The 15,406-nt window shown below is 58.2% G+C and carries 10 protein-coding genes; 2 read left to right on the forward strand and 8 right to left on the reverse strand.

The features are described 5' to 3' along the window. Positions 1–16: 16 nt before the first annotated feature. From BKD70_RS09770 to BKD70_RS09805, 8 genes are all read right to left on the reverse strand, one after another. Complete coding sequence (locus tag BKD70_RS09770; RefSeq protein ID WP_047273082.1) at positions 17–901, reverse strand: glycosyltransferase; 885 nt, start codon at positions 899–901, stop codon at positions 17–19. Further along, on the reverse strand, positions 898–2,049 hold the full coding sequence (locus tag BKD70_RS09775; protein WP_047273081.1) for a glycosyltransferase: 1,152 nt from the start codon (positions 2,047–2,049) through the stop codon (positions 898–900). The genes BKD70_RS09770 and BKD70_RS09775 overlap by 4 nt, the downstream gene beginning before the upstream one ends. Then, positions 2,046–2,930 (reverse strand): DUF6625 family protein, encoded by an 885-nt coding sequence (locus BKD70_RS09780; protein WP_169835832.1) that lies wholly within the window; start codon positions 2,928–2,930, stop codon positions 2,046–2,048. The genes BKD70_RS09775 and BKD70_RS09780 overlap by 4 nt, the downstream gene beginning before the upstream one ends. 64 nt (positions 2,931–2,994) lie before the next feature. Next, positions 2,995–4,389, reverse strand: a complete 1,395-nt coding sequence (locus tag BKD70_RS09785) for a PIG-L deacetylase family protein (RefSeq protein ID WP_047273080.1) — start codon at positions 4,387–4,389, stop codon at positions 2,995–2,997. A 120-nt stretch (positions 4,390–4,509) separates the two neighbouring features. Further along, a complete protein-coding gene (locus BKD70_RS09790; protein ID WP_047273079.1) occupies positions 4,510–5,406 on the reverse strand; it encodes an antimicrobial resistance protein Mig-14 in 897 nt (298 codons plus the stop codon). Next, positions 5,406–6,536: a glycosyltransferase gene (locus BKD70_RS09795; protein WP_047273078.1), complete on the reverse strand. Its 1,131-nt coding sequence runs from the start codon at positions 6,534–6,536 to the stop codon at positions 5,406–5,408. The genes BKD70_RS09790 and BKD70_RS09795 overlap by 1 nt, the downstream gene beginning before the upstream one ends. Next, positions 6,520–8,277 (reverse strand): carbamoyltransferase, encoded by a 1,758-nt coding sequence (locus BKD70_RS09800; protein WP_047273077.1) that lies wholly within the window; start codon positions 8,275–8,277, stop codon positions 6,520–6,522. Before BKD70_RS09800 ends, BKD70_RS09795 begins: the two co-directional genes overlap by 17 nt. 154 nt (positions 8,278–8,431) lie before the next feature. Then, a complete protein-coding gene (locus BKD70_RS09805) occupies positions 8,432–8,758 on the reverse strand; it encodes a YceK/YidQ family lipoprotein (RefSeq protein WP_047273076.1) in 327 nt (108 codons plus the stop codon). A gap of 173 nt (positions 8,759–8,931) precedes the next feature. Between BKD70_RS09805 and BKD70_RS09810 the strand changes: the two genes are divergently transcribed. Beyond that, positions 8,932–11,037 (forward strand): TonB-dependent receptor, encoded by a 2,106-nt coding sequence (locus tag BKD70_RS09810; protein WP_047273075.1) that lies wholly within the window; start codon positions 8,932–8,934, stop codon positions 11,035–11,037. A gap of 122 nt (positions 11,038–11,159) precedes the next feature. Continuing rightward, entirely contained in the window at positions 11,160–15,389 is a 4,230-nt protein-coding gene (locus BKD70_RS09815; protein WP_047273074.1) for a membrane-targeted effector domain-containing toxin, read from the forward strand. The last annotated feature ends 17 nt before the right edge of the window (positions 15,390–15,406 follow it).

The raw sequence follows: 15,406 nt of genomic DNA on the forward strand, positions 1-15,406 counted from the left end.
AACGACTCCCGTTCGCTCAGCTCTTTTCCAACGGCGAAAAATACAACCGCCCCAGACCGCGCCAGGTTTTGCCGGTCCAGTGTTTGAACGGGATCTGCTTGAGCAGTTCTCGGGCCAGCGCCCGGTCACGGTTGGCTGTCTTGAGGAACATGGAGTTGAGAAACTTGTACCGCACCTCGTCGTAGAGCGGGTGATCGCTAAACAGGGCGTAGATGCGCAAAATGCTGTCGATCATGAACCGGTGATTTTTGTACGAGTTGGTCGCGTGCTTGCGGTATTGCGCCATCACCACGTTCAGGCCGTCGATAAAGTACCCGGCGTGGGTGATTTTCAACTCGATGTACAAATCTTCCAGACGAATGCTCGGGTCAAACCCTCCCACCTTGTCCAACGCTTCGCGGCGAATCATCAGCGTGGTCGCCGGCGGGTAAGGCTTGCGCTCCAGAAACATGTCATCAAAGTCCAGACGACGGAACGGCACATCACGGCGCTGGCGCTTCTCGGGATATAAATTGCCCTGGGCATCGATCAGTTCAATGTTGCCCGCGCAAATACCGACTTCGGGTTTGCCGTCCATGTATTCCACCTGAACCGCAATGCGGTCGGGTTTCATGATGTCGTCGGAGCCGAACGGTACGATTAACGAACCCTTGGCCCGCGCGATAGCGCCGTTGAGGGTGTTGGTCAGGCCCTGATTCTGCTGCACGCGAAAATCAAACCCATGGGCTGCCTGCAAGCGCTGGATGCGCGCCACGCTGTCGTCGGTCGAGCCATCGTCGACCACCAGCAATTCAATGTTCGGATACGTCTGATCCAGAACGCTCTGAATGCTTTGTTCGATGTAAGGGGCGTGGTTGTACGAGGCGATGATCACCGTCACCAACGGTTGAGCGTGTGTCATGAGCGTTCCTTGCGAGCCTGACTCAAGCCTGAGTCGATCAAATCTAAATACGCCTGGCGGAACACCTCGATGTCATGGTGCTCCTGCAAATAGCGGTAAGCCTGTTCGCCCTTGGCGCGCAGGGCTTCGTCCGGCAGCGCCAGGTAGTCATCGAGCGCAGCGGTCAGGGTGGCGACATCGCTGGGTTTGACGGCCAGCCCGCCAGCGCCCTGAATCAACGGCAACATGGCCGGCACCTCGGTAGCAATCACCGGCAGGTGGCCGCTCATGCCTTCCAACAATGCCAGCCCCAGCCCCTCGGCCAGTGACGGCATGGTCCAGATGTCGAAAGCGCGCACGTACTGCAAGGCGTTTTCCTGAAAGCCCAACAAGTGCGCCCGGCCATTGAGGCCCAACTGCTGGATTTGCTCGCGCAAGCGCGACTCTTCTCGCCCGGCGCCAATGATCGCCAGTTGCGCGTTCGGGTATTTGTCTTTCAACGCGGCAAAAGCCTGCAACAAGAAGCGGTGCCCCTTGATAGGCACCAGTCGTCCCAAGGCCCCCACCATGCGTGCATCTTGATCCAGCCCGAGCTTTTCGCGTGCCTGAACGCGCGGCAATTGCAGGGCTTCGGCCTGCTCAATGTCGATGGCATTGGTGATCGCGTAGGTATTTTCGTCAGTAAAGCCGCATTTGCAGTCCAGCAGGTACTGCTTGACCGCAGGCGATACGCCAACAAAACGCCACGCCTTGTCGATCAGGCGCTTGGCCTGGCTGCGGCGATAGACGCGATCGTACTCACCAAAACCGTGGGAAATCCCCACGCACAACGGGATTTTCAGCCAGCGATTAAGCTGCAACATCATGTTGACCGGCTTGAAGCGGTTGCAGATCACCACGTCGAATTGCTCTTTGCGGCAGAACTTGTACAACGCCCACATCGCGCGGATGCGCATGCCTTTGAGCGCCTTGTCGCTGAACTCGAAGTACACGGAATGATCCGCTTTGCTCACCGGCTCGCCCGGACCGGGGCGCCCGCGCAAAAACGCGGCGGTGATCTCGTAACGCTCACGGGGCAGCGCACGCACGATTTGCTCGGCTAGGTCGGCAAAGTCGTGGGATTTGACGTTGTAATCAGGCTGCAACTGCAAAACCTTGGAACGTTTCATAGCTCTCCCCGGTGGAATCCGGTGGCATCAATAATCCAGGCGGGCTCTGCGGCCAGACGCTGGACAGTGACGGGATCGGGTATGGGCAAGGCCGCCCATTCATTGCGCTTCCAGCAGACGAAGTGAAAGTACGGAAAGGTGTGGTCACCGTCACGATCATTCGTTAATTGGCCGTTCTTCCAGAACCATTGGCCCGGGAAATTTTCTGTGCCGTCGTGCCATTTGATGCAGCCACCCGGCGTACTGAAGGCCTCGGTGAAATCGCTGGTACGTCGCAACGGGTTGAACTTGCCCACAAGATCAAACAAGGGCTTCGGAAAATTCTTGCGCCACAAGAAGATGCGGCTGAATGCGCCTTCATCCAGCGCATGATGCTGATCATCGGTAAAACGCTGCTGCCAGTTTTCGATTTTCATGAACAGCTCGCGCTTGCAGCGCGTATTGCGCATCAGGCACAGATGGCCAGCCACGCGGCGCTCGTGGGTCGAGAACAGGTCATAGCGCGACAGACGCTCAGCCGTGAAGTAGCTGCGCAAGTTGCCGTACACCAAGTCAATGTCGCCAAACGCCCAGAAATCGTAACCCTGCAGGCGGTCTTCATGGATGTAACCCAGCGCGGGCTTGATGTCGCACAACTTATAAGCAGCTTTGGGCGCGAAGTGGATATTCAGACGCTCAGACACCGTGCGGCAATAATCGCCAAAGCTGATGCTCTGGATTGTTACGTTGGGTGGCAGGTTGTCAGGCACGCCGCAGTCGCTGAACAGCAGCCAGTCAATGTCTGGGTTGCGCCGGCAACTTTCCAGGAAAAAAGGCATCCAGAACGGCCACTGGCCGAAGTATGGAATGACAAACACAATACGCGGCGATGGTTTTATCACGGGGAACTCAATGTAAAGGTCGAGATAGAGGGCAATGCTATGCCCCTGATTACGGTGATTCTTATTATTTGAGCCGCCAAAACAACTCATGGCGGCGAACCGCTTTACGGAAAAACTCGTTTTCACCCCAAGGCGATGGCTTTCGGCCAGCCAAGAGTGTCTGTATCGACCGCCGCACCCGGCGCTTGAGCGCTGCACGCGGTTGCAGGTCATGCATCATGCCCAACGCCATGGCCTTGTCACGCTGCTGCTCTGAACTCAACAACAGGCAGCAAGGCCGCAACGTGAGTGCGGTGTCGAACACCGGTGGCAACGCGATGCCATCACCGCTGTTGCCCATTGGCCAGCGGTCATTGTCATGCAAATGGTTGGCGTAGCCCAAAATCGTCTGCGGCTGCCACTCCAGCCCTTCAAGCGCCTCAATGACCGCTGCATGTGCGCAGACATGGTCGGGGTGTGGATCGATGGCGGGATGCGGCAATACCAACACATCAGGCCGGGCTCGCAAGATCAATGCGCGAACATCAGCCAACAGGTTGTTCCAGGTCGGCGCACCGTCCAGGTCACCCGGCAATTCGAACGCGTTCAACTGGCGAAACAGCCGAGTATCGGTCAGGTCGGCTTCGCGTGAAGGCACAGGCTGGTCGGGCGCTGCCTGCATCGCGGGCAGTTGCAGGCAGAAGTAACCCAGTTGCGCGCATTGCGCTTCGGGCACCCCGGCCCAGCGCGGCACAGCCAAACTGTCCCAGGCGCGCAGACGGCCCTTGAGCCGAGCCGCTTCAGCGCGTCCAAGGCCCATCTGCTGATAGTGCTCGGCCTCGATTTCGCCCGCTGTCAGGGTCACGATCCACGCCTCGTTGGCCTGACTGTACAAACCGAACGCCGCCAACTCGGCATCATCGGCGTGAGGTGCAATCACCATCACACGCTGCTCGCGGTAATCAGGCTGGCGCATGACCCACAGTTGAGGCGGGCCCATGACCCGGCAATAACGTCCACGAACGTTCAACTCACCTGCGATCAACGCGTCGGCATTGCCCGTGAGGTTCACATAGCGCAGGCCATTAACGCCCCGTTCAAAGGTTTGGCGGTCGTCGGAAAACACGACAAACGGGTCGATAAAACGTCCCAGCCAGCTGCTTTTGACCTTGAGCGCGAGGATCAGGGTTTCGTTGCCGCACAGGTCAATGGGCGCGTCCAGTACCAGGCGACTGCCTTCAAGGCGAACAGCCGGGCACTCGCTATCAGGTGTAAAACGGTACTGATAGTCGTCTTGGGGCGCGTAAAACAGGTGGTCGGCAAACCACGCTTCGTGGGCGATCCAGCCCAGGACGGCCAGTACTAACGGCAGCCACCAGGCCACCAGCACCCCGCAGGCAATCAGTATCACCAGGCCGATCAGCAAACTGATGCGCTTGTTGCGTCGATGGCGCTTTAGGAGTTGTTGCTTGCGAGTCATGACTGGGCTCTTGTTTGCTGGCGGTTTGCCTTTAGACGCGCGCTGACCCCGTGATGGCGTTAACCCGGTAGCTCACACTCCGCACCGGTAGCATCGCGAGACGCGCGCTTGCGCGTCCATTCACACCTTGAAGACAGGCACCGGGTTGCACCAGCGCTCTTTGTATTCGCGGTCGGCGCGGCCGAACGAGAACCGCAGAGGCTTGTCGACGCTACGGGCCTGTTCCCAGGCCGACTGGGTATTGAGAAAACTCAGCACACTGCCGGGACTGAACGCACGGGTTTCGGGGTCGACGCCGCCATTGACGTATTCGACGCTGATCCATTGCGGCGATTCAACCCGATACACCAGCTGGATTGCAATCGGGGCATCGTTGAGGAAAATCACCGATCCCATCAAAAACTCGCGCAGCAGCTCAATCACCTCAGCCATACGCTCGGCCCCGGTGGCGACAAACCCCCAACGACGCAGAAACAAATCGCAATAGATTGCCGACAGCTCGACACTGGAAAACGTCGAAACCGGGCGTATCACGCCGCCCGCTTCTTCCAGCAAACGCAGTTCGCGACGCTGGTTATAACGGAATTTCTTTGACAGCTCTTCCGGCGTGCGCGCCATGGCCAACTGTTCGGTTTGCGGCTGCAAGGTGCTGAAACGCCCCTCATTGAGCTGCGACAAGTAGCGCCCACGATGGCGCAACGGCGCGTGTGCGTCTGCGGCGGCAGGCAGGATCAACTCGGCATTGCCCAGATCGAAGAGGCCTTTTTTGCCGTGACGCTTGAGCACATCTTTGGATAACGCCAGATCGCGTCCCCAGGTCGGGATGGCAGCTTTCAGCTCGCCGTTGTGCTCCCAGGCCAGGTAACGCACCGGGATGCCGGCCAGGTTGGCGAGACGTTCCACCACCTGTGGGTGTGTCGCGACGCTGCCACCAAAACGCTGCCAGGCAGCGGCATAGGTGTGCGCGTCAACTGCGCGCCAGCCGCGCTCGCGCCAGCCTTGAAATCGATTAAGCATCAGGACTCCGCAGTCAGGTCGGTGACGTGCGGCAACTGCCAGAAGGTGTCGCGCACGGCCTGATCGCAGAAGCGTTCGTGCAGGCGCGCCAGCATCAGTTCACCGCACGCTTGACGCTGAGCGTCATCGAGTTGCGCCAAATGCTGTAAACCTTGAGCCAGATGATCGGCGTCGCCCAGCGGGAACAGGATCCCCACGCCCTCGACCACTTCCTTGGCGCCACCGCACGCCGTGACCAGCAGGGGAACACCCGCCGCCATGGCCTCAAGCAGCACCATGCCAAAAGGCTCGTGGTCCGAACTCAGCGCAAACACATCGAAGGCACGGAAAAAGCGCCGGGCGTCAGGCACCTGCCCCAGGAAATTCACCTGAGCGGCGATCCCGAGCGCTTTGGCCAGTTCTTTGAGGTCCTGTTCCAGACGGCCCTTGCCCATGATCACCAACTGACTGCCAGCAGGCAGTTGCGGCAATGCCTTGGCAAACCCCTGAATCAGCGTGGCCTGGTCCTTGTCGGGATGCAGGCGGCCGACGTTGCCCACGATGAAGGCTTCAGCGGGCAGGCCAAGGTCGGCGCGAGCTTCGGCACGTGGCAACTGACTGGCTTGTACCGCCTGAATGTCGATACGGTTGTAGAGCGTACGAATACGCCCGGTCGGCCACTTGGGCAAGCACGCGCGCATGTCATCGCGCACTGCATCCGAGACGCCCACCAGGCTCAGGCGCTTACGGAACAGGTGCGCGAACAGCTTGCGACTGCGACGCTGGTAGTCGCCAAACGCGTGATGCACGCCGATCACCGGCAAGTCAGTGGCCAACAAAGCGATGTAAATCGGCTTGAACCTATGGGCGATGCAAAAACTGAACGAACGCGAGGCGGCAATTTTGCGCATCTCGCGAATGGCCCTAAGCTTCAGGCCACGAATGGCGCTGGAGCTGAATTCCATGAACAGCACTTCGTCCGACCCACAGCCCGCCGCCACCTCGGGGTCGGCCGCCCCGGTCAGAAAGACCGTGGTGACCTTGTACCCGGTGCCCGCAAACAGGCTGGCGTATTGACGGGCGCAGTCCAGAAACGGCCCGTCATAGCCGTGGCAGAACTGCAACACATGACGCTCAGTCGAGCGAGTCATAAGCGTCCGCGCCGTCTTTGACTACCAGAATGTCTTCCATGATCAGGTACTGCAGATCCGAGCCGAAGAACATGTTCAGTGCGTCGGTCGGTGAGCAAACCATCGGCTCGCCACGGCGGTTGAGCGAGGTGTTCAGCGACACGCCATTACCGGTCAGCACTTCAAGGGCTTTCATCATGTCGTAGTAGCGCGGGTTGTATTCACGCTTGAGCACCTGAGCGCGCGAAGTACCGTCTTCGTGTACAACTTCAGGCACACGGGTTTTCCATTCTTCCGCCACTTCAAAGGTGAAGGTCATGAACGGTGCCGGGTGATCGACCTTGATCATCTGCGGGGCCACGGTGTCGAGCATCGACGGGCAGAAAGGCCTCCAGCGCTCGCGGAACTTGATTTGCTCGTTGATGCGGTCAGCCACGCCTGCGCTGCTCGGGCATCCGATGATCGAACGGCCGCCCAATGCGCGCGGGCCGAACTCCATACGGCCCTGGAACCAGGCCACCGGATTGCCATCGACCATGATTTTGGCGATGTTTTCAGGCGTGTTATTGATCTTGCGGTACGCCGGTTTGCCAGGGTGACGGGCACACGCGGCAATCACGTCTTCGTTGCTGTACGCAGGGCCAAGGTAGACGTGCTCCATCTTCTCGACCGGCACGCCACGGGCTTCGGACACATAGGCTGCCGCGCCCACGGCCGTGCCTGCGTCACCGGAGGCAGGCTGCACGAACAGCTCCTTGACGTCAGGACGGGCGATGATCTTCTGGTTCAGCTTCACGTTCAGCGCGCAGCCACCGGCGAAGGCCAGCTTGCCGGTTTCCTTGAGGATGTCACCCAAGTAGTAGTCGATCATCTGCAGAGACAGTTTTTCGAACAGCGCCTGCATGCTGGCCGCGTAGTGGATGTAAGGTTCATCGGCGATATCGCCTTCACGCTTGGGCCCCAGCCACTCGATCAGTTTTGGCGAGAAGTAGAACCCCTTGCCTTTCTCTTTGTAACGACGCAGGCCGATCACGTTGGCGTATTCGGTGTTAATCACCAGCTCGCCGTTCTCGAACGAGGCCAGACGCGAGAAATCATATTTGCTGGCATCGCCGTACGGCGCCATGCCCATGACCTTGAACTCGCCGTCGAGCATCTCGAAACCCAGGAACTCGGTGATCGCGCCATACAGGCCACCGAGGGAGTCCGGGTCGTAGAATTCCTTGATCTTGGTGATCTTGCCGTTTTCGCCATAGCCGAAGAAGGTGGTGGCGTACTCACCCTTGCCGTCGATGCCGAGGATCGCGGTTTTCTCTTTGAAACCCGAGCAGTGGTAAGCACTGGAGGCGTGCGCCAAGTGGTGTTCAACCGGTTCGATCTTGATTTTTTTCGGATCGAAACCCAGCTGCTCAAGGCACCAGACAATCTTGTTGCGATAGCGCTTGTAGCGACGATTGCCCATCAGGATGGCGTCGAGCGCGCGATCCGGGGCGTACCAGTAACGCTTGGCATAGTGCCAGCGCGCCTCACCGAACAAGCTGATCGGTGCGAAAGGGATCGCGACCACATCAACGTCAGAAGGCTTGATACCCGCCTGTTCAAGGCAGAACTTCGCGGACTCGTAAGGCATGCGGTGCTTTGCATGCTTGTCGCGGACAAAACGCTCTTCTTCGGCCGCTGCTACCAGCTTGCCGTCGATATAGAGGGCCGCTGAGGGGTCATGGCTCAGGGCGCCGGACAGGCCAAGAATCGTCAATGCCACAGGTTGTGCCTCTTTTGAATGCAGGCAGGCGGCGGGCGCCTGAAAAAAATGAAGTGCTTCCTACACAGCAGGAAACAACTAAAGGGCGGGATTATAGCGTAAAGAGTGCCGCAATGACCCAGCGCTATTTGCCGCGCCCTGGCGCCCTGACCGTCTACTTCAATAGCAGGCTGCCATCGCGGTTCTGCAGAAAAATCGTGTAGGGCAGCACCACCGAGTCGACGACCGCGCTGGCCAGCACGTCAAAAAAGAAAATCGGCACAAACCCTTCGGGCACGCCACTGACGGTATTGGGCGTGGCATTCATCACACACAGGTCGAACGCCACACCGCTATACACACGCGGCACCGACTCACAATATGTGCGCTGTTTTTTCAGGTCCCGGACCACGCTCGCATCGCTGCCGATCAGGGTTTTGGCGGTTCCGCAGCCGATTAACAGGCACGGCAAGACACACAACAGCGCACGTTTGCAGGTCATCCGATTGACTCCAGAAGGACTGGGCAACCTAGCACCCGACTTACTTGATTTGCAGGTCATGGCTTCTGAAGTCCTCGTATGAACGCTCTTACGCCCGCTAAACTGCACCCCCTCTGCTAGCCTGAAACCCGTCGCCCTGACGGGTCGCGTCACACGGAACCCCGATACCCCCCATGAAATTTTTTGTACCCGCCCGTTTTGCCCTTTTGCTGCCGGGCCTGTGCCTCGCCCCCTTCAGCGTTGCTGACACACTGGAACTCGACCCAAGTGTCATCACGGGTTCGCGCAGCGCCAGCCCCAGTTTTGACCTGCCCTACTCGGTAGACAGCATCAATCAGCAGCACATCAGTGATGGCCAATTGGGTATCAACGCGTCGGAAGTGCTGTCCCGCGTTCCAGGCCTGGTGGTGCAAAACCGGCAGAACTACGCGCAGGACCTACAGATCTCGTCCCGTGGCTTTGGTGCCCGCTCCGCGTTTGGCGTGCGCGGCATCAAACTGATTGCGGACGGCATCCCCGCCAGCACACCGGACGGCCAGGGCCAGGCCGCGACCTTTAATCTCGACACCGCCGAGCGCATTGAAGTCTTGCGCGGCCCGGCAGCCACGCTTTACGGCAGCAATGCTGGCGGGGTCATTCAAATGTTCTCCAGAGACGGCGAAGGGCCGCCTCGTATTGGCGCCGAAACCCTCGTCGGCAGCGACGGCCTGAGCAAAAACCATCTCACGGCCGAAGGCGCTGCCGATGGCGTTGGTTTTGTGCTCGATGCTTCGCGCATGGACACCGACGGCTACCGCGACCACAGCGCTGCCCGCCGCGATCAGACCTTTGCCAAGCTCAACCTCAAACCTGACGAAGACAGCAAACTGGCGCTGATCTACAGCAGCCTTGAGCAAAACGGCACGCAAGACCCGCTGGGGCAAAGCTGGGACGCCTACAAGGCCGATCCGCGCTCAGTCACGCCCAACGCACTCACGTACAACACGCGCAAAAGCATCGATCATCAGCAACTGGGCATGAACTACGAGCGCTACTTTGGCGACGCGACCTTGCAGGTCAATGCGTACACCGGTACGCGCAGCGTGATTCAGTATTTGGCGATTCCAAAAACGGTAGGTAACCCTCCAAAACCAAACCCGGCAAATGAACAAGGGGGCGGCGTTGTCCAGTTCGACCGTAAATTTTATGGCGGCAGCTTGCGCTGGCTGCAACCGGTGTACAGCGTTCCGGGGGATCTGACCTTGATTGCAGGGCTCGATTACGACCAAAGCCAGGACAGTCGCCATGGTTATAACAACTACCTCGGCAACCAACTTGGGGTTAAAGGCGCACTGGTTCGCGACGAAGTCGACACCGCCCGCAGCCTCGATCCGTACGTGCAGGCCAATTGGGCCATCGACAATTGGACCGTTCAAGCCGGGCTGCGCTACAGCACCATGGAAATGGATGTACATGATCAATTTATAACCGCTACCAACGGCGATGACAGCGGCAACAAACGTTATGAAAAAGCCACGCCGTCGATGAGCGTGATGTATGCCTTCACGCCTGAACTGCATGGCTATGTCAGCGCGGGCAAAGGTTTTGAAACCCCGACTCAGGCGGAAATGGCTTACACGGTCGGTAACAAAGGCTTCAACTTTGGGCTTAAGCCTTCTGAAAGCACGCAGTACGAAATGGGTCTTAAGGCGCAGCTCAGCAATACCCGCCTTAACGCCGCTATTTTCCAGATCACAACTGAAGATGAAATTTCTGTTCTACAGAATGACCAAGGCCGAGCTATTTACCAAAACGCTGGCCGCACCCTGCGCCGCGGTTTTGAGCTGGGCGTCGAAAGCCAGCTCAGCGAGCATTGGACCACCACCCTTGCCTACACCCGCCTTCAGGCAACTTACGACAGCGACTTCGCCAGTAGCAAAGGCCCGGTGGACAAAGGCAACTACTTGCCCGGCGTGCCTCAAACCACGCTGTTTGCCGAAGTGAACTGGAAGCCGACCGACTGGGTCAGCACCGCCGTCGAAGGCATGTACCGCAGTAAGGTGTACGTCGAAGACACCAACAGCAAAAAGGCGGCACCGGCTTACAGTGTGTTCAACTGGCGGGCGCAGTTTGAGCAGAAGGTCGAGCACTGGACCTTCCACCAGACCCTGCGCCTGGACAACTTGCTGGACCGCCAATACGTGGGCTCGGTGATTGTGGCCGACGGCAACGACCGTTTTTACGAAGCAGCCCCCGGCCGCTCGTGGTACGCGGGTGCTGGCGCGCAGTACAGCTTTTAAGGCATGTAAAGCGAGAGAACGCCACCGGCAGTAACTATCTACCACCCTAGCCCGACTCCGTTCATATCTCCTGTCAGCACTGGCTCGCGCGATCCCCGCGCGGGCTCTGACAAGGACGTCATATGACCACGCACCTGGATCGCCTCAAAAGCGCTGAACATAAGCTGCACACTCTGCGTTTGCACGTGCCCACGCTAGAGGCGGCCTTTAATCATCGGCTGTGCAAAACCTTCCCGCGGCTTCCCCAAGACACCCGGACCGAAGGTTTGCACATCAATCACGAAGCCCTGCCCGAGCCGGGGCAGTCCCCGGTGCTCGTCAGCAAGACCCTCAGCTCGCAGATCGAAGGCAGCTTTCTGGCACAAACTCCGCCTACCTTCGTACAAGGCCAACACCATGTTTACAGTCAGGCTTACTCCGTGGACGAGGCGCATCGAACTCCGGGTCTGCCACCCGCCGACCTTGAAAGCTACCTAGAGCATGTCATTCGCAACTATGACCTTTGTGTTCAGGACGTTTGGGCTGACTTCTGGCAAACGCCGCATGCCGAGTTCCAAGCGATGCCGCCCCAGCAATGGTTGACCCAGTGTCTTCAGCATTTGCTGTTGGACGAGGCTGCGGTGCGCCTTGAAGACCAAACCCTGAGCCGCGCAGCGGCCGATGCAATCACTCACGGCTGCAGTTCGGTCCTGCCTAAGCACCCCTCAACACAAGGGCTGTACGAAGTTTTCCTGAAGGCCGAAAGGCCTATGCCCGATATCAAGCTGAGGGGGGTGTTTGCCATGACCGACAAACACCTGAGCGACACGGACGACTCAAGCCTGCGCACTGTCGTGTTTTACACGCCTGACAACGGCCTTGAGGCGTTCGACTCGCTGCATCTGCTGACACAGGAACTCAACGCCAGGCTCAAGGACCCTGACCAGCGCACCGCTTTACTTAACCTGGTGCTGGCCAAAGAACACCCACACACACAGGGTCTTGAGCTGGTCAGGCTGGTCTCGACCGAACAAGAGGCCCCGGCCTTTTGCGCAAACGACTTAATCGAGAAACTGAAGCACGACATGCTGCATGCTTGCGCCGAAGTCCGACGCGATCACCTCGCAGGGACCACGTTCGTGTCGCCGCAACGGTTGTTCAAACGGATCGAACAGTCCGTGAACGCGAGCTGGTTCGTGAACCCGGCGGCCATTGTGCGTTCGCGCTATGCCCACCTGTTTGAGAAGCAGTTGCCGCACTGGCTCAAAACAGCAACCGACGATGAAAAAGCGCAATGGCGGCTGGCCGCAGCACGGCTGATCCATGAACAGCAGGCCTGCGAAGCCCCGGATGCCTCCCCCATCACCGAAAGCGGTAAGAAACACACGCTGCTGGGTTACGCCCGCACGCAACTCAAGCAGCAGATCAAAGCCGACCACGGCATTGAGTGCGACCCCGACAGCCTGTGCATTCTGACCACTGAGGCGGTTCAAACAGGCCCCGTGATCTTCCCCACGTTTGGTTCGGCCTACACCGCCGGGAACAGCATCGACAGGACCGGCCCTACGATCAGCTACGTCACCCACCGCATGAGCCTGACCCAGCTGGCACTCTCCAATGTCGGTGTGTGGGACGTGACGTTTGCGCTCACGGCCCAGATCATAGAGGCCAATGGCACCCCGCATCCGGTCCTCACCAAGGACTACATCAAGACGCTGGTCCGCCAGCTGGATGTGGGCGACAGCTATATCAAACACTTGAATCATGTGTTGGTGACGTCGCCACAAGCCGGCTGGCGTAAAGAACGCTACGTAGCGCTAAAGCGGGCACAACTGAGCCTGGACCTGCTTGAAGCCAAATTGGCCGGCACCCTGAACGCCACGCAAGTGGCCATCGTACAAGCCGTGCTCGATCAGCCTGATGATGCGACACGTGCAAAGGTCGAGGGTGCGCAGATCAGGGCACAGCTATTGATCGTGAATAAGAACGTGCTGCCCGGCGTGATGGTGTTCAGTTCGACCGCAAGCACCGAGCTGCTCTGTTACCTGCCTGATGCGCCCGACAATAGCCGGTTTCTAGTGGCGAACGCTCGTCAGGCGCTGGGGCAGTTAATGTCCCGCGAGCATTTGCACAGCTATGTGCAACAGCGTGTGACATCCGCTCGCCAGCCTTACCTCGCGCCCCTGTTGAAAGCAGGCCTGGATGAATCCAACACCCAGCTGCAGATCATCTATGACCATGCGTTCGAAGCGTCATACAACAATGAAGTGTCCTACGCGTTCCGGGACGCGGATGAGCAAACGACCTCCACCTACGAAAGTAACGTCAACACTGCCAAGGACGCGGTGTTGGCCGTCGTTGATGTGGTGTCCTTCGTATTACCTGTCCGCGTGCTGCTGCCCATTGTGGCGCTGCGCTTCATTTATCAAATCACGCTGGGGGTGGACGCACTCGCACGCGAAGACGAACACGAAGCCTTTTTGCACTTCATGGGGGCTATCGCCCATGTGACCGATGGCGCTTCAGATTTCGCGGGCTCCTCTGTTTTCGCGCGCGCCATCCGCCAGCGTGTCAAACCCCCAGCGGCAACACTCAGTCCCGGCGCGGCATGCGCGAAGCCCGGCAGCGACCTGCTTCTGAAAACGGGCGGGGCCTATGGCGGCGGTGTGTATGAGTCAGTTGCAAGCGCAACCGGGCCAACGCGGCACTATATAAAAGATGAAACCGGCAACGTGTACCGCGCTCGCTACGACACGCTGGAGAACACCTGGCGCGTGATTGATGAACGCAACCCCAACGCACCGTATCAGACGCCTGTTCGGGAAATCTCGGCCGGGCGCTGGGGCGTTAATGTGGTGGCGCCATTCTTCCAACGAAAGAGCGCCCCTGTACGCCTCGTGGAAAGTGCACGGGTAACTGGCGTGAACCTGTCGGCTCATACGGCCGACAGCCAGGGCATCTATCACCTCAATAACAAGCGTTACATACAGGAAAACGGCCATGTATATGAGGTGTACAAAGGTTGGCTGGGCCGCAACGTATATTTGCAAACACCCGGCGGATCAGCACAGCGTGCCGGCCCGTACAAACTGCGTAAACCCGCGGAGCACTGGGAAATCAAGCTGGGGCCAAACTGCTGGCGGTCACTGCGAAACCCCGACATTGAACTGCCTGCTGCCCTGCCCGTAGTGCCTGAAGGTCATTACGACGTGCCTGCGCAATACAACAAGGCCCTGCAACTTCATATTGAAAACACGCCCAAGTTTTTGGACAGTCACTATATTTTTCCCAATCCCGAAATCGCACGGCTGGCTAAGTTCTTCACTGAGTTTCGGCTTAAGTTGCTGGCCGACGCTCAACACTTTTTCGCAAGCAACCCTATACAGCCACGGGCTGCACGCCCCACGTTCCCGGAGCCCATGGCGCCACAGGATTTTTTCAAGCGGTTACATGAAGACTTCAACGGCATCGTGGTCGGTGAATGCCACTCGGACATCGGCGCTAAAAAGATTCTTATCGAGAGCATGAAGTCTCTGTCTAAAAACAAGGTGAAGGTGATTTATCTCGAACACCTTCAAACCGACGCGCATCAACCGTTGCTCGATAAATACTTTAAAACCGGAAAGATGGATCGACCGTTAAAGCAGTTTCTGAAAAACCAGGATGCGGGTCACCAATTGCCCGAGGGCACCCCCTATACCTACAGCAACCTGGTACGAGAGGCGAGGCGTTACGGGATTGAAGTGAAAGCCCTCGACTGCATGGCCAGTTACTACTCGCAGGACTTGCCAATAACCGCCTTTAATCTGGAACGGTATGAAATGTTCAGTTACGTCGCTTCTCGTGTTATCCAAAAACATATGGCAGACACCGGCGGACACAAATGGATCGCCTTGACAGGCAATTCACACACCAACACGTTCAAAGGTGTACCGGGGTTGTCTGAACTTGAAGGGGCTGTCGGCATACGAGTGTCCGATGCCGCTTGCGGAACGCCCTACACCCTTCGCCAAGACATCAGTGACCTGATAAAGAACAGGCCCGGCGCTGACTATACATGGCTGAAAAACGATTATTGGCTTGAAGTAAACATCGAAGGCGCCCAACCCGGCAGGCCACCCTTGAGCGTAGAGCAGCTTGAACATCAACTGGATAAACCCGGCACATTCCTGCTCGACAATTCCCCGCAAGGCGCACGGTTAATACATCGATCCACTTCCAATGAAATCGTTTACACGCCTTTGAAAACAACCGAATCAGGGCACTTTTTTATCGAGCGCCCTCGCTGGCAACCCGTCCATGAAAAGCGCTACGTTTTCGTCAAAGACTTGATAGAAGACCTCAACGCTATCGGCCTGCGGCATGCGCCGTAAATTAACTACATAGCAGT

It is taken from the genome of Pseudomonas sp. BS-2016 (assembly GCF_001806145.1).
GTDB lineage: Bacteria > Pseudomonadota > Gammaproteobacteria > Pseudomonadales > Pseudomonadaceae > Aquipseudomonas > Aquipseudomonas lundensis.

Bases quoted from the DNA above. Each gene is read 5' to 3' on its own strand.
- BKD70_RS09805 (WP_047273076.1), bottom strand. From the start codon at position 8,758: ATGACCTGCAAACGTGCGCTGTTGTGTGTCTTGCCGTGCCTGTTAATC.
- BKD70_RS09815 (WP_047273074.1), top strand. From the start codon at position 11,160: ATGACCACGCACCTGGATCGCCTCAAAAGCGCTGAACATAAGCTGCAC.
- BKD70_RS09775 (WP_047273081.1), bottom strand. From the start codon at position 2,049: ATGAAACGTTCCAAGGTTTTGCAGTTGCAGCCTGATTACAACGTCAAA.
- BKD70_RS09810 (WP_047273075.1), top strand. From the start codon at position 8,932: ATGAAATTTTTTGTACCCGCCCGTTTTGCCCTTTTGCTGCCGGGCCTG.
- BKD70_RS09770 (WP_047273082.1), bottom strand. From the start codon at position 901: ATGACACACGCTCAACCGTTGGTGACGGTGATCATCGCCTCGTACAAC.
- BKD70_RS09785 (WP_047273080.1), bottom strand. From the start codon at position 4,389: ATGACTCGCAAGCAACAACTCCTAAAGCGCCATCGACGCAACAAGCGC.
- BKD70_RS09795 (WP_047273078.1), bottom strand. From the start codon at position 6,536: ATGACTCGCTCGACTGAGCGTCATGTGTTGCAGTTCTGCCACGGCTAT.
- BKD70_RS09790 (WP_047273079.1), bottom strand. From the start codon at position 5,406: ATGCTTAATCGATTTCAAGGCTGGCGCGAGCGCGGCTGGCGCGCAGTT.